This is a genomic window from Limnobacter litoralis (genome assembly GCF_030160455.1).
Classification (GTDB): domain Bacteria; phylum Pseudomonadota; class Gammaproteobacteria; order Burkholderiales; family Burkholderiaceae_B; genus Limnobacter; species Limnobacter litoralis.
This window is the reverse complement of the sequence record NZ_BSOJ01000012.1, coordinates 153,308-172,404: the sequence shown is the minus strand read 5'-3', so window position 1 is coordinate 172,404 and position 19,097 is coordinate 153,308. Positions and strand designations below refer to the sequence as shown.

Sequence of the window (19,097 nt, the reverse complement as noted above, 5' to 3'; positions counted from 1 at the left end):
GAACCATTCGGCAACCAAGGTCACTTAAGTGGCCTTTTGTTTTTCTGCCGTCTTTTGTCATGCCCATCTCTGCGGACCCCGAGTTCCGATACAAAACCCCGATTGCTTACAAAGAATTTGAGCGTTTTCTCAATCAACCAAGAACGATTACAGATCGATGTGGCTCTGTATCCAGACCCTTTAGCTTGCACAATCTTTTTCAGAGAATGGGAGTCAACCGTGTGTTTCTGAAAGGTTCAACCGTGATGCAATGGCACCGCCGTCATTTGCATCCTGACATCGATCTGCAATTTGACACAACTGATCAGTCATTTTCGAACATTCACGAGAAATTGCACACCTTCATCAGCGAGCACGATCCGTCCGGTCGTCGGTACGATCTGCTCAAGAGCCCCTGGTTTAGCAAAGTCAGCCAGCATTTGAACGAGGCGTGGCGACGTGAAATTCTGTCGTTGGGGTATCCCTCGCCACAGCACAGCAAAATTGACCTAAACCGCAGCAACAACCCATTGCCCGTCCACGACACCCTGAATGCGTCAAAGGCAATTTACTTCGACACGCTTAAACGTGAAGCCTTCGAGATCAATGCATGGTCACCCAAACTGGTTGAGTGGTTTCGGCAACACAACCTGATGTGGTTTGAACCGAACATTGACCAAGGTCTGACTCGCCTGAGTTATCGACTCAGCAAAAAGCCTGATCTGAGGCTAGTTCAGCCTGAGCTGGCCTTGCATTACCTGTCCAAGGCGGATTCTTCCGAGTCTGCGCAAATCGCCATGCGGGTGCTTGGCAACGAGTATTCAAACAGCAGACTGACTGACCGCCAACGGTCGGAATTGTGGTTGTGCGTGCTCGGTGATTTGGAGAATTCGATCAAAGAACCTCACGCCCAACAGACCATTGATCAATTGCTGATGTGGACGCAGTTCCACAACCTTGGTGCCTTGAAGGCAGCGCTTCTTCAGCCCGATCTGCATCCTGAAGTCCTTAAAAATCTGGGCAATGCCTGCCGGGTCGGAGTGGACTGCAAACGGAAGCTGCTTGCCAGTTTGCAACAATCCAGCAGCTGGTCGCACCGACTGCCAGAGTACCTGGAGGCAGCGATGGGAATCGAGACGCCTGATGCAGTCGAGTTTTTCAAATTAATCGATCAATGGTCAGGATTGCTGGCGGTGCCCGAGCAGGAATTGCTCACTGTGTTCGAGCCTCTCTTGGAACAGTACGCTCGACAAGTCGCAAATGATCACCATGACCGTGCTACACACATGCTGGGTTGGATCAAAGGTGAAGCGCTTGCTTCAGCCCTGTTTATGCTGGACAGGATCCCCAAATCAAGTCGGGCAAGCCCGCCCGTACGCTTACTGGATCCATTGATGGATTCTTCGTTACAAGCCCTCCGCGATCAACCGGATCAGGCAATCGCCGCCCTCTTGCCAGAACTACTGGAAGTGCGAGTCGGGCCCGCTTACGCCAACACCCTGGTCAATCTGCTTGCCGAGAAGGCCGCAGTGACCCGCTCCTCAGATTCGACCACCACCCAGTCGATTCTGAGCGCTTTGCTTGAATTGAAGTCCTGGCAAAACACGCTGGTAAACTCCAGCATCTTCGAGGGTGCTGAACCACGTGACCCCCGCCGGGCCAACGACTTGCAACTCAAGCTGACACAGTCTCTTCGCAAGCTCGATGAACTGGCTGGACCCGGTGGCTCTCTGGTGCCACCAATGCTCAAAGGATTGATCCAGAAAAAGGCGGGGACCTTGACGGTCAACTGGGAAGATGGCCTTCTAAGCTGGAACAATGTCGATTCAAGAACCACCATCAAGCGGGGCGGATCAAGCCTGTCCGTGACAGAGCAGTTGATGGCGCTTCAACAGAGCGATCGGAATGGTGGCCCAGACCGCCTGGATCTGATTTGGAGCGACGGAACCTTTTTTACCGGAACCATGAATACCCAGACCCGCGACTGTTCAGGCAAGCTATTCAGTCCGCTTGACAAGGCCAAGGTACAGGGAAATCCGCTGTTGGAAACGGGCCGCGCACTTTGCAGGGCACGCTGGCCACTTAGCGCGTTCAATGCACAAACCTTGAGTACAGAGGGGCACTTTCAACTGGAGCGCCTGCTCGACGCCCGAAATTTGAACCAGGCATTACAAAGCTTGAAGGATGGACTGCTGGAAGAAAATGACGCGCGTGGACTTTTGCACGTGGAATACATCGTGGAAAAAGGCAAGCCGTTTGGTTGCATCGCGGTGAATAACAGCGACGGGCAACAGGCAGGGCTTCAGATGCGTTTCGAACCCACTGCCACTGAAACATCCGATCCACTGAGTCGATCGCATGGCGTAAAGGCTGTGACTGAGGACATTTCAAGAGACTTCAGTGTTGTATTTCTGCCGATGCCCACAGCAACCCTGTCATTTTCATCCGCCTGGAATGTCGAAGAAAATTCCCTCTCTGGGCAAGCGCAAATTCGCAGTTCCGGCAAATCGCCCTTTCTATGGAGCGGTGAGCTGGACGATCAAGATCAACCAAAACCAGGCGGCGTGCTTCAATTGCCGGGAACATGCGTTGCAGTAAAACCCTACACCGACACCGCAGACCCTCAATGCGTTCCAATTCGATTTTTACCGGTCATGGCCGATGTCATGGGCCCTGCGCTGCGGGGCAAGTTTGCCTTTGAGCCACGCATCCATCTGTCACAAACGGAGTGGCCAAAGGTAGGCTTTGAAGGTTTTGTCAGCGAATTGAATTGCGGTTCTTTTCGCTTCTCGGGCTACATTGGCGCGGGCGGACGCGCTGCCGGTCTGCTGAAAATAAGAAGCAACAACAAGCTGTTCTCAGACCGCGCGATCAGAGGCAATTTCCTGATTGCTGACGAATCCATTTCACCAGGTCTTGAAAAGTTGCGCGACTTGACAGGGATTGAACCCGTCGTAGTGACACTGCCGGATGGACGGACGCTTCGTCCACATGGTTTTTGTGAAAATCATCTTCTGGATTATCAAAGCGTTTCCGCCTATAAAACAGGCCAGTCCGTGTATTTCAACGGGGTTGCGCTGCGAGCGGACCAAATCACAAGACACACTGAACAGGTGTATGACACCCCGGGTGCGCCGCAGTATTTCAGCGGAACCGACCTCGAATTCAAGGGTAAAACGCTGCAAGCGGACGTGGTGATCAATGCAGGTGATGGATCGCCTGACTTTTTGTGGATCAGCCCCCCCGGCTATGAACGCAATGTCCGATATCAGGCCAACTACTTCAATGCGTCTGGATACCATGCATCTCTGCTGATGCTCAATCAAAAGATTGCGCTGGCCAACCTCACATTCCCAAGTGGACTGGTTTACAAGGGGCAGATCGGATTTGTAAGTCCTTCACTGTATGGGCCTGCGGGTCAAGGCAAAATTGAAAAAGGCACCCTGCGGTTTTCTGGACATTTCAGGCACAACCAGGCCATTGAGAAACTGGTGGCTGACAATCTGGAATCGGAAAACCTGCTTCGCGGGGCGACACAGCGTGACAGGATCACCCTGCCCTCTCTGCTCGAACGGATCAACGCTGCAGAGCAGGACTATGGCATTGATTTGCAGTCACACATGCGCCAAAGAGACTTTCGTCATTTGCACGCACAAGCCCAGGTGTTCAAACCTGAGCCATCACAATCAATCACACTCAGGGAATTGCAAAGACAGATTAGACGCCAGGGTCATTGACCTTGTGAGAGTATTTCGTCGGCAATGGCCCGCCACACGGCGTCCCATTGACCCACTGCGTCGGTGGCAGCGATGTTAAGCCGAGGGTGTTGCTGACGCAATTCAGCCAGCAAAGCGGGAAAATCTTTTTTAAGATGAGCCCCTTTGCCGAAGAAAACAGGAACCACCTTCACTGCGGTGCAGCCACGCTCCAGCAATTGCGACACACAGTCCGGCAAGGTGGGCGCCATCAGCTCCAGAAAGGCCAGTTCGACGATCAGGCCAGGCTGACGCTGTTCGAGCATGGCCTTCAATCGCAACATGGGCTCAGCCCATTGTGGGTCACGGGCACCATGACCAAACAAGATGATTGCAGGGGGTGTATTCATGTCAGAAACCTTTCAAGCGCGACTGCGGCGCAAACTGCTGCGAATTCGATCAATCATCCGCCAGGGGGCTGGTTGGGATACCCACCACAAGGCACCCATTCCAACCACAAAGCCAATGACACTGGGCACGCTTGCACTCAGGAAAGGTGGCAACTTGGCCACCATGCTGAGATGCGAAAACAGGTTGTTGACCAGATGAAAAGCCACACCAATCATGATGCCCGCAAACACCTTCACACTGACGCCCCCAGACCTGAAATGCAAATAGGCAAAGGGCAGTGAAATCATCATCATGATCAGGACTGCGAACGGGTACATGACTTTCTTGGCAAAAGCCAAATCGATGTTGTCTGCATTCTGCAAATTGCTCTTCAGGAATCGGGAATAGTTGTACAACTGCCAGGCGCTCATTCGGTCGGGCTCGACAAAAAGGCCCGTCAGCAGAACCGGATTCAAATTGGAATCCCAGCGCATGCTGGGCAAGGTTTGAATCGGACTGGCCTGAATGGTGATAGCTGGCGTGGAAGACGATTGACTGGTGGGAATGGTCGGATTGTTGCCGTCAAAATACGTCTGGATCTTGACATCTTTGAGGGTCCAAAAGCCCTGTGGATTGTAGTCAGCCGAGTCGGCCCGGACCCATTTTCGAATGCGGGCCTGTTCATCGAATTCATAGTACTCGAGCTTGCTCAGCTCACCTTCGTTCGTGAATTCACTGAAATTCACGTATCGAACCCGACTGCCATCTTTGTCATTCTGGTAGGTGTCGCGCAACCAGTAACCACTCTTGAAGTCTTTATCCACGTCGTAACCCAGGGCTTTGGCGCGCATCGGGACGGCCAGTCTTTCAGCCACCGGGGTGACAATTTCACCAAAAAACAAGGTGATGATCACCACACCCAAACCGATTCGCATTAAAAGCTTGAGCATGCTGACCGTGCTAAGCCCTGCGGCTCGCATGGCGGTGAATTCACTGCTGGCCGCGATCTGCACCAAGGCGTAAATCGATCCAATCAGGGCCGCAATTGGCGCAATTTCATAGATGCGCGCGGGCAAACCCAGCAAGACTGACACAAAGAAGTAGAACCAGCTGGTGCCAGGTGAGCTGAGTCGATCCAGTTCGCCCACCATGTCAAAAAAGGCAAACAATCCAACAAAAGCGGTCAGGACAAAGGATATGGCTTTGTAAAGCTCAACCCGAAAGTAGCGCAGCAGGCGGGCGGGCACCTTGTCGGCGTGTGGTCGAACAGGAATGCGATCACTCATCGGTCAACCCCCCTTTGGCACTGCGGGCAGACCCCATCAGAATCCGTTTGCGTAGCTGACTGAACCAGGGTGTACCGGCAGGCCGATTGCGACGTGCTAGCAGCACCAGGAAGAGTCCAAAAACCAGGGCGTGAGGCACAATCAGTGCGGCCCAGAAATCCAGCGTTTGCTTGGTCACCATCGATTGCGTGATGGACACCACATTGCTGTAGGTCAGATAAATCAACAGACCGAATATCTGGTTCAAGGACTGGCCGCCACGTGGGTTGACAAAGGCCAGCGGAATGGCCAGCAAACCCAGAAAAAGGCCTGACAGCGGCAGGCTGAATCGCCAGATCAATTCCCCCTTGGCCTCGGAAGACGGATCAGCCAGCAAGGTGTCCACCCTGCGGTTTTGCATCAACAGACTGGGGGTGGTACCCAAATTGGTTTTGATGGCCAAACCGTAAGTCTGAAACTCGGTCGACGTGAAACGTTGCCCGGTTTCATCGAGATTGGCCCGTCGGCCATTGTTCAGCACCAGAAATTTTTGACCGTCTGACCCTTTTTCGACGCTGCCACTGGCCGCTGAAAGCACAATGCGCTCTTCGGGCTTGTCTTCAACCACAAAGACGTTTTTCACCTGCTGGGTGGCTTGGGAATACCGCTCTACAAAAAAGACGCGATTTCCCCCTGCCGATTCACGAAACTGGCCAGCGCTGACCTTGCTGACGTCGCTGCGGTTGGCAAACCGGTCACTGGCGGCATTCATTTCGGACCGGGCCCATGGTGACAACCAGACCGAGCAAATAAGAGCCAGCAACGTCAGAGGAAGCGAAAAGCGCAAGACTGGCCTGACCATGGCGGACAGAGACACACCCGACGCAAACCAGGCGGTCATTTCCTGTTCCTTGAAGGCGCGCGACACCACGCCCATCACGGAAATGAAAACGGTGATGACAATGGCGGGCGGCAGGTATTGCAGTGCGCCCAGCAAGATCAGGGTAAAAACCTCGGAGCTTTCTGTTTTGCCAGCTGCCGCCAAACCCAGGGTGCGAACCAGCACCGTGGTGACAATAATGGAAAACAATGCGACAAACGTGGCACCCGCGGCCTGCGCAAAATCTTTCCGGAATGACGAACGAAACAGCATGCAATCGGGCAGACCCACTTTGACTGTCGGGTCTTGCGTGATAATAATGTCAAATTGTCGCACGCAATCCATTTGAGCGAGGTTGCACAGTGCGAAAATCCGAGCCGAACCCTACGCTTTAGCAAAGGAAGACCATGACAGCAGCAAGTCCAAAAGCATCCCCCTCCAAAAAGACAAGCACCGCAAAGCCAGCCAAATCGAAGCCTGCAGTGCAGCCACCCATGTTTTCATTCAAGGCTGGGTCTGGTGATCACGTTGAGGTTGTTGCAGGCAACCCGATCCCGAAGGATTGTGATGTTGCGGTGGTGGGCGTGTATCTGGATGGCGACCTGAGTGCAGCCGCAAAACGTGCCGACATCGACACCGAGGGCCTGATTGCTGGAGCCTGCAAAACAGACCCTGCGCTGGGCAAAAAGGGCACAGTCCGAACTCTGTTCAACAGCAAAAAGGCGGGTGCACCGGTCTACGTGGTGGTCGGTCTTGACGAAAAAGACAAGGTCAATGCGAAACTGCTGCGCAAAGCGACTCAGAACGCCTGCAAAGAAGTCAAAGGCTTGAAGGCCAAACAGGTGTTTTTCGCGCTGAACCAGGAACAGATCGCCAAACAAAACGAGCGGGACATCGCCGCGCTTTGCGCCCGCACTGTGGTTGAAAGCTATTACAGCTTTTCAGCCTGCAAAAAGCAGGATGAGGAAACCCCCGCCCTGCCAACTTTTCACTTTGCCAGCACAAAATCAACGCATGCAGACGTGGCAGCAGGGTGTGCCATGGGTGTGGCCACCGGCGCCGGCATGCAACTGACCAAAGACCTGGGCAACCTGCCGGGCAACATTTGCACCCCCACTTACCTGGCGGAAACCGCGAAGGCTTTGTCCAAAACCTACAAGCTGGGTCTTGAAATTCTGGACACCAAAAAGATGGAAGCCTTGGGCATGTTTTCGCTGCTGTCCGTGGCCAAGGGCTCTGTTGAGCCACCCAAGCTGATCGTGCTGAAATACATGGGCGCAAAAGATCCAAAAGCCGCCCCCTACGTGCTGGTCGGCAAAGGCATCACCTTTGACACAGGCGGCATTTCACTGAAGCCTGGCGCAGCCATGGATGAAATGAAATACGACATGTGCGGTGCCGCCAGCGTGCTGGGTACCATAAGGGCCGTGGCCGAGATGAAGCTGCCGATCAACCTGATTGTGGTGGTGCCCAGCGCCGAAAACATGCCCGCAGGCAATGCATCCAAGCCCGGTGACATTGTGGTGTCCATGAGCGGTCAAACCATTGAAATTCTCAACACCGACGCCGAAGGCCGTTTGATCCTGTGCGATGCGCTCACGTATGTGGAGCGATTCAAACCTGCGGCCGTGGTGGACGTGGCCACACTGACTGGCGCCTGCATTGTTGCTTTGGGTCATGTCAACAGTGGCATGTACAGCCCAGACGACGAGCTGGCTGAAAGCCTTCAGAAGGCGGGACAAAAATCGTTGGACACCGTGTGGCGCATGCCCTTGGACGAGGAATATCACGAGCAGCTGAAAAGCAACTTTGCAGACATGGCCAACATTGGCGGCCCCCCCGCCGGCAGTGTAACCGCAGCCTGCTTTTTGCAAAAATACACCAAGGCTTACACTTGGGCGCACCTTGACATCGCCGGCACGGCCTGGACCAGCGGTGCTGCCAAAGGCGCCACAGGCCGACCAGTGCCGCTGCTGACAGAGTTTTTGATTGGCAAGGCCAAGTAATCAGGTTACGCGTGTGACACAAATTGATTTTCATTTGAATGTCGAAGACAGCCTGCAGTACACCTGCAGGTTGATTCGTAAAGCCTGGGCCAGTGGTTCCAAAGTGGTGTGCTACAGCGAAGACGATCAGTTGCTGTCTACGCTGGATGACCTGCTGTGGACCTTCTCGCCCACTGACTTTTTGCCACACGCCAAAAGGGGCGACCCCACGCTGCCCAACAGCCCGATCGTGCTGACCAGTCATGGTGACGACGTACACCATCACGATTTGCTGATCAACCTGGACATGCAGTGGCCACCATTTTTTGCCCGCTTCGACCGATTGATCGAAATTGTGGGTCTGGACGAAGACAACAAGGCCAAGGCGCGCGACCGATACCGTTTCTACAAGGAGCGCGGTTACGCGCTGAAAACTTTTGACATTGCCAACCTGCAGAGGCAACGCGCATGAGTGACGAATTTCAAGGGGGCCCACCCCTACTGACTGAAGTGATCGAATCCGGCCTTCAGGAAATCGAAGCCTCCACCCAAAGCAGGCCCGGTGATCCGCAAGTCGAAATACTGCGGGCTCAACTGCCTGAATTGTTTGAAAAAGCCCTGCTCAGGGTCAAACCCCAATTAATGGCAGAATTCGAGAAGATCGTGCGCGAAGCACTGGGAAAATAGCAGGCTGGTCTTATAATCAAGGGTTTCGTTGTTCAGCAACCCACTGATTTACAAGACACGCCATGACCCTCGCCAAAAGTTTCGACCCTGCCGCCATTGAATCCTGCTGGGGCCCAGAATGGGAAGCCCGCGGATACGCCAAAAGCACCACGGACGACAGCAAACCCGATTTTTGTATCCAGCTGCCACCACCGAATGTGACGGGCACCTTGCACATGGGCCATGCATTCAATCAGACCATCATGGATGGCCTGACCCGCTACCACCGCATGAAAGGTTTCAACACCCTTTGGCAACCCGGCACAGACCACGCAGGCATTGCCACGCAAATCGTGGTGGAACGCCAGCTTGCTGCGCAAAGCATCACCCGTCATGACTTGGGCCGCGACAAGTTTGTCGAGAAGGTGTGGGAATGGAAAGAAAAATCGGGCGGCACCATTGCCAGCCAGATGCGCCGCATGGGTGCCAGTGTGGACTGGTCACGCGAATACTTCACCATGGACGAAAATTGTTCCAAAGCGGTCACCGAGGTGTTTGTTCGCTTGTATGAACAAGGCCTGATCTACCGCGGCAAACGCCTGGTGAACTGGGATCCGGTGCTGCACACGGCAGTGTCCGACCTTGAGGTTGAAAGCGTGGAAACCGAGGGCAGCCTGTGGGAAATTCATTACCCCCTGGTGGAAGCCGACCCCGTAAAGGGCCTGACACACCTGACCGTGGCCACCACCCGTCCAGAAACCATGTTGGGCGACACCGCAGTCATGGTGCACCCGGACGACGAACGTTACCAACACCTGATCGGCAAAAAGGTCAGATTGCCGCTGTGCGACCGCGAGCTGCCCATTATCGCTGACGAGTATGTGGACAAGGAATTCGGCACAGGCGTGGTGAAGGTTACACCTGCACACGACTTCAATGACTACGCGGTGGGCCAGCGACACGCTTTGCCAATGATCAGCATTTTAACGCTGGATGCAAAAATCAATGAAAACGGCCCTGCGGTGTACCAGGGCATGGACCGCTTCGTGGCCCGCAACAAAATCGTTGAAGATCTGCAAACAGCGGGCCTGTTGGGCAACATCAAAAAGCACACGCTGATGGTACCCAAGGGCGACCGCACGAAAGCCGTGATTGAGCCGATGCTGACTGACCAGTGGTTTGTGGCCATGAGCAAGGTGGGAGAAAACGACCCCACCGGCAAAAGCATTACTCAAAAGGCCATCGACGCAGTCGCCAATGGCGAAGTCAAGTTTGTGCCAGAGCAGTGGGTCAACACGTACAACCAGTGGCTGAATAACATTCAGGATTGGTGCATTTCGCGCCAATTGTGGTGGGGGCATCAGATTCCCGCCTGGTACGGCGACAACGGTCAGATTTTCGTGGGCAGAAACGAGGAAGAGGCGCGTGCGGCAGCGACCAAAGCAGGATACTCCGGTGCATTGAACCGCGATGAAGACGTGCTGGACACCTGGTTCAGTTCTGCGCTGGTGCCCTTCTCAACCTTGGGCTGGCCCGACCAAACCCCAGAACTGAAGCACTTCATGCCCTCGTCTGTGCTGGTCACCGGCTTTGACATCATTTTCTTCTGGGTTGCCCGAATGATCATGATGACAACGCACTTCACTGGCCAAGTGCCCTTCCACACCGTGTACGTTCACGGCCTGGTGCGGGATGCAGAAGGCAAGAAAATGAGCAAGTCAGTGGGCAACACACTGGACCCGGTGGATTTGATCGACGGCTGCAGCATTGAAACCTTGCTTGAAAAACGCACCACAGGCTTGAGCAAGCCGCAGGATGCACCCAAAATCGAGAAGCGCACCCGAAAAGAATTTCCGGAGGGAATTCCGGCCTACGGCGCCGACGCCCTGCGCTTCACCTTTGCCAGCCTCGCCACACTGGGCCGCAACATCAATTTCGACCAGAAGCGCTGCGAGGGTTACCGCAACTTCTGCAACAAGCTGTTCAATGCGACCCGCTTTGTCTTGATAAACACCGAAGGACAAGATTGTGGGCTGAGCGACCACGATGCAGATGCCTGTACACCCGGCGGTTATCTCGATTTCTCACAGATGGACCGCTGGATCACCAGCCAGCTTCAGCGTGTCGAAGCCGATGTGACCACCGCTTTTGAAACTTACCGCTTCGACCTGATCGCCCAACACATTTACCAGTTTGTGTGGGACGAGTACTGCGACTGGTATCTGGAAGTGGCCAAGGTGCAAATTGCAAACGGCACGCCCGCCCAGCAGCGCGCCACGCGACGCACCTTGGTGCGGGTACTTGAGACGATTCTGCGACTGGCCCACCCAATTATTCCGTTCATCACTGAAGAGTTGTGGCAAACCGTCAGCGTGGTGGCAGGCCGCCGTGAAGAAGGCCAGGAAGCGAGCCTGATGACCCAGGCTTACCCGGTCAGCCAGCCAAGTCGAATTGACGAACAGGCCGAAGCTCACATGGCCCAGTTCAAAGCCTGCGTGGATGCAGTGCGAGCCCTGCGCGGCGAAATGAACCTTTCACCCGCAGACCGGGTGCCACTGGTGGCCAGTTTTGAAGGCGACGCCGAACAACAGGCATTTTTGACCAAAGTAGCCAATGCACTGGCCGCGCTGGGCAAACTGAAAGAAGTTCGCATCGTGAATGATTTGCCCGCAGACGCGAAGGCCCCCGTGCAAATCGTGGGTGCACTGAAACTGATGCTGGAAGTGGAAATTGACGTGGAAGCCGAGCGCGCCCGAATTTCCAAAGAGCTGGATCGTTTGAACGGTGAAATCGGCAAATGCGAAGGCAAGCTGGGCAATGCTGCGTTTGTCGACAAGGCGCCTGCGGCCGTGGTCGACCAGGAAAAGCAGCGCCTGGCCGACTTTCAGGCACTGAAGGCGAAGCTGCAGGAGCAGCTGGCCAACCTCGGCTGAGCGTTAAAGGGTGGGTGAGGCCAGTGGCCCACCTGCCTCCATGCTCTGCTTCACGCGGGCGTATTGATCAATCAACTCCACTGCGCCTTCGCCCATGCTGCGCCATGACTTTTGCAGGCGATGGTCCAGAAGTTGATACACAGAGTCCGTGTCAGCGGTGCCTTGCAACGGGGACGTGTGCGCCCCCTGCATGGACCAACCTTCAAAAATTCGGTTGCTGACTGGCGACGAGAACAACAAGCGAATGTCCGTGTGGCGGCTGTCTTGAAGAATGTGCTGGTAAAGCGCTTTGACTGATTTTGCAGGCCCCTCCAGGCACTGCATGAACTCCTTGCCGTTGCTCAAGAGCAAACCGCTGATGCCGGCCTTGCCGTTGAATTCACTGGCGGCCAGGCACAAGCTGTCGAATTGATCGCGCGACAAAGGCTTGGCCTGCAAGGAGATGTAAATTAAACGGATCATTTTTCATCCATGAACGGACTTTTACAAGTCACACCACTGTAACTTTTCCACAATTGTAGACCGATTGTCCAGTTCAAACCTTGGTCAACAAGCGTGACAACTTGTGCAAACGATTGCGCCCCAAGAACTCCAGCCAGTCGTTCTCAGACACAGGCAGGGGGCGAGCCTTCTGCTGATAGTCTGTGACGTGCATCACTGGACATTCGGCGTGAAACAGAATCATGTTTTGCGAGGCTGTTTGCAATGCGTTCAAACCCTGCTGTGCCGTTTTCCAGACATCCAAAGCCAACTCATCGGGGGTATAACGAACCACCCCCAGCTTCAAGAGTGCACGTTTCGGAAAATCTTTGATGTTCCAGGTGATCAGCCCTACAGGTGTGTTGTGCCGGTGCCGGAGTGACAGGGCTGTTGCAGCCACGTGTCGATCTTTCTCATGCACGGATTTCAAATCCAGCGCCAGTGTCTCTCCCGGTGCGGATTCCACCTTGGCATTCATGTGAGTGGACAGCACCCGCCTTTGCCGCGACGCGTCCTCGGGATGAATTCGACCCAAGCGCACCAGATTGCGGTAGCACTCCTCTTCGATGAGCTCAGTCCAGTACAGGTTCGCTGGCGCAGCGTTCGCCAGCGTCACCATCAACCAGCGCCCCCACTCGGAAAAGAGAATGTTAGCGTCCAACACCCAATGCGCGGGTGTGGGGGGCATGACTGGATTGAACGACAAAACTATCTTCTTTTCATGAAAAAGGTGAAGGTGCCCTGTTCTTCGGTCAGCTGCAACAACTCATTGCCCGTCTGCTTGGCAAACAGTTGAAAGTCCCGGGCAGAGCCCGGGTCGGTGGCCAGCACCTTCAGCACCTGGCCACTTTGCATGTCAGCCAGCGCTTTTTTGGTTCTCAAGATGGGCAGCGGGCAATTCAATCCGCATGCATTCACTTCCTTGTCGAACTCCATAAGACATCCTTTACAGCATTTACAAAACAGGGCCTTATTTTAAAAGCACGCGCTTGACTGTGCGCTTACGCAGCCAGCTTTGCTTGAACCCAACCACTGACGCTGGCCAGCGCAGCCGCCAGATTCTCAGGCTGTGTTCCACCAGCCTGAGCCATGTCGGGGCGACCGCCACCTTTGCCACCCACTTGTGTGGCCACGTGATTGACCAACTCACCGGCCTTCACTTTCGCGCTCAGGACTTTCGACACCGAGGCGATCAAGCTGACCTTGCCGTCTTGCACGGTGGCCAGTACCAGGGCAACCTCGCCCAACTTGTCGCGCAGTTTGTCAGCCGTTTCGCGAAGCTGCTTCACGTCGGCACCCGCCAGCTCGGCGGCCAGTACCTTGACGCCCGCCACTTCAACGGCCTGCCCAGCCAAATCATCACCCTGGCTGCTGGCCAGTTTGCTCTTGAGTCGATCCAGCTCTTTTTCAAGGGCTTTCATCTGGTCAAGCATCTGGTTGATTTTGGCAGGGGCCTCGGCAGCCGGCACGCGCAGGGTTTGCGCCACCGCTTCCAGCTGGGTTTGCTGGTGTTGCGCCAGTTCAAGTGCACCAAAGCCTGTTGTGGCCTCCACTCGGCGCACACCCGCAGCAACACCCGACTCGGCCACAATCTTGAACAACCCAATGTCGCCGGTGCGATCCACGTGGGTTCCACCGCACAACTCGCGGGAGGTGCCGATGTCCAATACGCGGACTGTGTCGCCGTACTTTTCACCAAACAGCATCATGGCGCCAGTGGCCTTGGCCGATTCGATGTCCATCACACGGGCCTGTGTGGCCTCGTTGCGCAGAATTTCATCATTCACAAGCCGTTCAACCTGCGCGATTTCCTCGGCAGTCATTGGGTTGGGGTGTACAAAGTCAAAACGGGTTTTGTCGGCGTCCACCAAAGAGCCCTTTTGACTGACGTGCCCGCCCAAAACCTCGCGAAGGGCTTTGTGCATCAGGTGTGTGGCGCTGTGGTTACGCACGATCCGGGCGCGCTGCGCGGCGTTCACTTCAGCGCCCACCGCATCACCCACCTTGAGTTCACCCGTGACCATTTCACCGTGGTGACCAAACACAGTCGATTGAATTTTTTGGGTGTCTTCAACCCGAAACAGGTTCAAACACACACCGCCCGAGCTGATTTCACCTTGGTCACCCACCTGACCGCCCGATTCAGCGTAGAAGGGGGTTTTGTCCAGCACCAGCACGCCGCGCTGGCCTGCGGAAAGGCTTTGAACAGAGGTGCCGTCCACGTAGATTGCTGTGACCTGGGCATTGGCCACGCTTAATTCGTCGTAACCCTTGAACTCGGTGGCCACACCGCTGTAACTGAGATCGGCGTCCATCTTGAACTTGCCGGCAGCGCGGGCCTGCTTTTTCTGCTGGTCCATGGCGGCGTCAAAAGCCGCCTCGTCCACTGTCATACCGCGTTCGCGACACACATCAGCAGTCAAATCCAGCGGGAATCCATAGGTGTCGTGCAATTTGAACGCGGTGTCGCCATCCAGCTGACCACCCTCTTTCAGACCTGCAAGGGCAGATTCCAGAATGCCCATGCCGTTTTCAATGGTCTCGAAGAAGCGCTCTTCTTCAGACTTCAGAATGGCCTGCACCTGAGCTGCAGCCTTGGCCAGCTCAGGATAGGCGTCGCCCATTTCGGCCACCAGATCGGGCACCAGATGATTGAAAAACGCCTTGCGGCACCCCAGCTTGTAACCGTGGCGAATGGCCCGGCGCACAATGCGGCGCAACACATAACCACGACCTTCATTGCCGGGAATGACGCCATCGACCACCAAAAAAGCGCAAGCGCGAATGTGGTCGGCAATCACCCGCAACGAATTGTTGGTGATTTCAACGGCATGACCCTGAGCCTGAACTTCGCGCTGGGCGGCAGCAATCAGCTTCTGGAACAGGTCAATTTCATAGTTGCTGTGCACGTGCTGAAGCACGGCGGCAATGCGCTCAAGCCCCATGCCGGTGTCAACGCAAGGCTTGGGCAGCGGGTGCAATACACCGTCTGCCGTGCGTTCAAACTGCATAAACACCAGGTTCCAGATCTCGATGTAGCGGTCGCCGTCTTCTTCGGGGCTTCCGGGTGGGCCACCCCACACGTCTGCGCCATGGTCGTAAAAAATTTCGGTGCAGGGGCCGCAGGGGCCCGTGTCGGCCATTTGCCAGAAGTTGTCTGAAGCGTAGCGCGCGCCCTTGTTGTCGCCGATGCGAATAATGCGCTCAGCGGGTACGCCCACCTCGTTTTTCCAGATGCTGTAGGCTTCCTCGTCTTCCTGATACACAGTGACCCACAGCTTTTCAGCGGGAATCTGATAAACACCGGTCAGCAATTCCCAGGCATTTTTGATGGCGTCGTGCTTGAAGTAGTCGCCAAAACTGAAATTGCCCAGCATTTCAAAAAAAGTGTGATGCCGCGCCGTATAACCCACGTTCTCGAGGTCATTGTGCTTGCCACCCGCGCGCACAGACCGCTGAGACGATGTGGCACGCGTGTAAGGCCGCTTTTCTTTGCCAGTAAACACGTCTTTGAACTGCACCATGCCCGAATTGGTAAAAAGCAAGGTGGGATCGTTGGCAGGTACCAGAGAACTGGAGGGCACAATGGTGTGGCCCTTGGAGGCAAAGAAGTTGAGAAACTTTTCGCGAATTTCAGCGGCTTTCATGTAAATGCGATCCTGACAGGCGGGGCAATAAACCGTTGATTATACGGAATACGGTTCAAAAAGAGTGTTGCGCGAAGTCCATTCGATCGGTGAAAAGCCCCGCAACGCCCCGGTTTGCCAGTTCTCGGGCAATCTCAAGATCATTGACGGTGTACACCCGAACCTGTCTACCGGTGGTGTGTATGCGACGAACGGCTTCGGGGGTGGCACCCAACACGTGCAAATGCACGGCTTCAGCCTGCAAGGCGTCAGCATGCACAACCCACCGGTCCGCCAAGGTTTCATACAGCAAGGCCAAGCGTAACCCCTTTAAAGGCATCAGGCTTGCATGGTAAAAACTGGAAAAAACCCAATCCGCCCGAACACGGCTTTTCAGGGGCTCAGGCAGCTCAGACAGCGCGCTTAAAACTGCATACCCAAGACGAATTGCGTCTCTCGGCTGGGTGGCCTTTAATTCAACATTGGCTTGCAAATTGTGTTCAAGGCAGAACTGCATCACCTCGGCAAAACTCGGTATGCGCTCGCCACGCACACTGTAATGCCGAAGATCGCGGGCACGCAAACTGGCCAGGGGGGTCAAGGGGTCAGTGCCCGCAAGGGCGGGGTCATCCGACATCGCGCAGCGGCCCATCACCCAATCGTGATGCACCACGGGCAGACCATCGGCGGTCAGCATGACATCAAATTCAACGGCCTTGAACCCCGCATCAACTGCAGTCTTCATGCCACTCAGGGTATTTTCAGTGGGGCCCTTGCCGCTGCCACGATGGGCCCACCAAGTCAACGTTGGCATCGCGATTTACTCGCAACCCTTTACACACTCACCGGACTCGTTGAAGTCCATTTCATGACCACTGAAAGGGACCAGTACCTTGGCCTTCTTGACGGCTTTGATGAAGGTCTCGGTGCGGCTGTTGGCTATGACCTTGCCGTCCGCAGTGGCCACCTCATTGGCGTGGGAAGGAATGACCGTGGTCGGCTTGACCCACTCATTGATGACATAGGCAGCCTCGGTGGGGCCTGTGGTGTAGGTGTCGCCAATGTTCATGACGGCCAGGCCGGGTTTGTAGTAGTCACCCACCACATCTTTTTGCTCGGCGGTCAAGCCGGTGTCGCCCGACAGGTAAACCACAAGTCCGTTGGAAAACTTCAAGACATAGCCTGTTGAAGGGCCCGCATAGGCCGTCAATCCAGCAGCCTGCAGTTCATGGCCCAAACGCCCGCCCACCAGATCACCAGAAATGCCGTTGCTGTGGGTGGCAGGCACCGTTGTGATGCCAACACCGTTAATGACTACAGTAGAACCAAAACGGGCCAGCACGGATTTAGCCGGGTTGCCATGGTAGCGCTTCAGTTTGGCGGCGAAAAATGAGGGCATTTCACTGCCAGTCACGATGGTGGACTTTTTGGCAATTGCAATCTGCACCACAGACGTTTCCGGGCTTGAATTGACCGACATGTCGGGTTTGCCACAACTGCCCGCGTTCGGTGCCTTGGTGTGCTTGTCGCCGACGTGGTCGCCATGCATGTGGCTGACCAAAATGATGTCGATGTTGCCGAGCCGAGGGTCTTTGGGACCTGCCACTGTGCGGCCCGGATCGTACAGCACGCGGGTGCCGTTGGGGTCTTCAAAAATCATGGCGCGGTCGAGCACGCAAAACTCGCCGTCCTGACCGCCCAGTGGTGTCACTTTGACGAGGCCGGCGGCGTAGGTGTGTGAACCTGCCAATGCCATGAACGCAGCACCAAGGCATTTTGTCCAGAAACTCGCTTTCATACTGAGCACATCCTTTTTTTGAAAAGTAGTTAGAATAAGTGCGGGGAACCGATTGCCCCAGTTTAATTCAATCTGCGGGCACAGCGGAACAAGACAGAAGCAAACCAACGAGGAGATGTAATGATCAAAGTCAGTGTGATGTACCCCAACGAGGCCGGGGCACGCTTCAACCATGAATACTATGCCAACACCCACATGCCGCTGGTGAAAAGCAAAATGGGCGATGCCTGCCTGTTTTACACCGTGGACAAGGGCTTGGGCGGCGGGGCTCCAGGCGAACCACCCGCCTACATCGCGATGTGCCACATCTTTTGTGAGTCGGCCGAATCGTTCGCGGCATCATTCAATCCACATGCCCAGGCCATTCTGGCGGACATCCCCAACTACACAGATCTGCAGCCCGTTCTGCAAATCAGTGAAGTCGTGATCGGCCACCCAGGCACCTAGGGATCATCCGAAGCGCAATTGATCCGCTAATCCGCTACATTAAGTTTCTTTAATCGACACTTCACTTGAGCGGATTAGACACGATGGGATTCAAAGTTGCGTTTCTGGGTTTAGGGGTCATGGGTTATCCAATGGCCCGTCATTTGGCCAAGGCCGGTCACGAAGTGACCGTTTACAACCGCACAGCGGCCAAAGCTGAGCAGTGGGTTGCTGACCATGGCGGCAAAATGGCACACACGCCACAAGAGGCCGCCCAAGACCAGGATTTCGTGTTTTGCTGTGTGGGCAACGACGACGACCTGCGCGAAGTGTGCACCGGCGCGCAAGGCGCTTTTCACGGCCTGAAAAAGGGCGCCATCTTCGTTGACAACACCACCGCCAGCGCCAAGATTGCGCGCGAGCTGAATGCCAAGGCCCTGGAACTGGGCGCCCACTTCATCGACGCACCAGTGTCTGGTGGCCAGGCAGGCGCTGAAAACGGTCAGCTGACCGTGATGTGTGGCGGCAACGAAGAGGCCTTCAACAAAGCCCGCGACGTGATCGCCTGCTTCGCCAAGGCAGTCACGCTGATGGGCGAAAGTGGCTGTGGCCAACTGACCAAGATGATGAACCAGATCTGCATCGGCGGCTTGTTGCAAGCGTTGTCCGAGTCCCTGAAGTTCGGCATGAATGCAGGCCTGGACGTTGAAAAAGCGCTGGGTGTGATCAGCAAAGGGGCGGCCCAAAGCTGGCAAATGGAAAACCGTGGGCACACCATGGTCGCTGACAAATTCGACTTTGGATTTGCGGTGGACTGGATGAGAAAAGACTTTTCTCTGGTGCTGGAGGAAGGCCGTCGCAATGGATCGCAGCTGCCCGTGACTGCACTGGTTGACCAGTTCTACGCCGAAGTGCAAGCCATGGGGGGTGGTCGCTGGGACACCTCCAGCCTGATCAAACGCCTTTAAGCCATT

At 55.2% G+C, this 19,097-nt stretch carries 16 protein-coding genes; 7 read left to right on the top strand and 9 right to left on the bottom strand.

The genetic code is table 11. The features are described from left to right. Nucleotides 1-59 precede the first annotated feature (59 nt). Nucleotides 60-3,716, top strand: coding sequence for a hypothetical protein (locus tag QQJ87_RS06590; RefSeq protein ID WP_284280687.1), 3,657 nt, complete (start codon nucleotides 60-62; stop codon nucleotides 3,714-3,716). On the opposite strand, the gene QQJ87_RS06585 is transcribed toward QQJ87_RS06590, so the two are convergent. From QQJ87_RS06585 to lptF, 3 genes are read right to left on the bottom strand one after another with little or no spacing between them, the layout of a single operon-like run. Further along, nucleotides 3,710-4,084, bottom strand: coding sequence for a sirohydrochlorin chelatase (locus QQJ87_RS06585; RefSeq protein WP_284280686.1), 375 nt, complete (start codon nucleotides 4,082-4,084; stop codon nucleotides 3,710-3,712). The two genes, QQJ87_RS06590 and QQJ87_RS06585, sit on opposite strands and share 7 nt — an antisense overlap. A 12-nt stretch (nucleotides 4,085-4,096) precedes the next feature. Next, nucleotides 4,097-5,350 carry an LPS export ABC transporter permease LptG gene (lptG, locus tag QQJ87_RS06580; protein ID WP_284280685.1) on the bottom strand — a complete coding sequence of 418 codons (1,254 nt, stop codon included), beginning with the start codon at nucleotides 5,348-5,350 and terminating at the stop codon, nucleotides 4,097-4,099. After that, nucleotides 5,343-6,545: an LPS export ABC transporter permease LptF gene (gene lptF, locus QQJ87_RS06575; protein WP_284280684.1), complete on the bottom strand. Its 1,203-nt coding sequence runs from the start codon at nucleotides 6,543-6,545 to the stop codon at nucleotides 5,343-5,345. The genes lptG and lptF overlap by 8 nt, the downstream gene beginning before the upstream one ends. A gap of 71 nt (nucleotides 6,546-6,616) precedes the next feature. Between lptF and QQJ87_RS06570 the strand changes: the two genes are divergently transcribed. The 4 genes from QQJ87_RS06570 (at nucleotide 6,617) to QQJ87_RS06555 (ending at nucleotide 11,793) form a co-directional block, all read left to right on the top strand. Continuing rightward, the gene (locus tag QQJ87_RS06570; RefSeq protein WP_284280682.1) at nucleotides 6,617-8,215 is read left to right on the top strand and encodes a leucyl aminopeptidase; all 1,599 of its coding nucleotides are present in this window, start codon (nucleotides 6,617-6,619) and stop codon (nucleotides 8,213-8,215) included. A 13-nt stretch (nucleotides 8,216-8,228) separates the two neighbouring features. Continuing rightward, entirely contained in the window at nucleotides 8,229-8,666 is a 438-nt protein-coding gene (locus QQJ87_RS06565; protein ID WP_284280681.1) for a DNA polymerase III subunit chi, read from the top strand. Beyond that, entirely contained in the window at nucleotides 8,663-8,881 is a 219-nt protein-coding gene (locus tag QQJ87_RS06560) for a hypothetical protein (protein WP_284280680.1), read from the top strand. Before QQJ87_RS06565 ends, QQJ87_RS06560 begins: the two co-directional genes overlap by 4 nt. Before the next feature lie 62 nt (nucleotides 8,882-8,943). After that, nucleotides 8,944-11,793, top strand: coding sequence for a valine--tRNA ligase (locus QQJ87_RS06555; RefSeq protein WP_284280679.1), 2,850 nt, complete (start codon nucleotides 8,944-8,946; stop codon nucleotides 11,791-11,793). Nucleotides 11,794-11,796: 3 nt separating this feature from the next. Here QQJ87_RS06555 and QQJ87_RS06550 read toward each other — a convergent pair whose 3' ends face one another. From QQJ87_RS06550 to QQJ87_RS06525, 6 genes are all read right to left on the bottom strand, one after another. Then, a complete protein-coding gene (locus tag QQJ87_RS06550; RefSeq protein ID WP_284280676.1) occupies nucleotides 11,797-12,255 on the bottom strand; it encodes a BLUF domain-containing protein in 459 nt (152 codons plus the stop codon). Between the two features lie 73 nt (nucleotides 12,256-12,328). Further along, nucleotides 12,329-12,979 (bottom strand): hypothetical protein, encoded by a 651-nt coding sequence (locus tag QQJ87_RS06545; protein ID WP_284280675.1) that lies wholly within the window; start codon nucleotides 12,977-12,979, stop codon nucleotides 12,329-12,331. Between the two features lie 2 nt (nucleotides 12,980-12,981). Continuing rightward, on the bottom strand, nucleotides 12,982-13,209 hold the full coding sequence (locus tag QQJ87_RS06540; protein ID WP_284280674.1) for a sulfurtransferase TusA family protein: 228 nt from the start codon (nucleotides 13,207-13,209) through the stop codon (nucleotides 12,982-12,984). A gap of 65 nt (nucleotides 13,210-13,274) precedes the next feature. Then, on the bottom strand, nucleotides 13,275-15,920 hold the full coding sequence (gene alaS, locus QQJ87_RS06535; protein WP_284280673.1) for an alanine--tRNA ligase: 2,646 nt from the start codon (nucleotides 15,918-15,920) through the stop codon (nucleotides 13,275-13,277). A 55-nt stretch (nucleotides 15,921-15,975) separates the two neighbouring features. Continuing rightward, nucleotides 15,976-16,713 (bottom strand): glycerophosphodiester phosphodiesterase family protein, encoded by a 738-nt coding sequence (locus QQJ87_RS06530; RefSeq protein WP_284280672.1) that lies wholly within the window; start codon nucleotides 16,711-16,713, stop codon nucleotides 15,976-15,978. Nucleotides 16,714-16,719: 6 nt separating this feature from the next. Beyond that, the gene (locus QQJ87_RS06525; RefSeq protein WP_284280671.1) at nucleotides 16,720-17,697 is read right to left on the bottom strand and encodes an MBL fold metallo-hydrolase; all 978 of its coding nucleotides are present in this window, start codon (nucleotides 17,695-17,697) and stop codon (nucleotides 16,720-16,722) included. A gap of 120 nt (nucleotides 17,698-17,817) precedes the next feature. Here QQJ87_RS06525 and QQJ87_RS06520 point away from each other — a divergent pair, with 120 nt between their 5' ends. Beyond that, a complete protein-coding gene (locus QQJ87_RS06520) occupies nucleotides 17,818-18,144 on the top strand; it encodes an EthD family reductase (RefSeq protein ID WP_284280670.1) in 327 nt (108 codons plus the stop codon). A 65-nt stretch (nucleotides 18,145-18,209) separates the two neighbouring features. Continuing rightward, nucleotides 18,210-19,091 carry an NAD(P)-dependent oxidoreductase gene (locus tag QQJ87_RS06515; RefSeq protein WP_284280669.1) on the top strand — a complete coding sequence of 294 codons (882 nt, stop codon included), beginning with the start codon at nucleotides 18,210-18,212 and terminating at the stop codon, nucleotides 19,089-19,091. The last annotated feature ends 6 nt before the right edge of the window (nucleotides 19,092-19,097 follow it).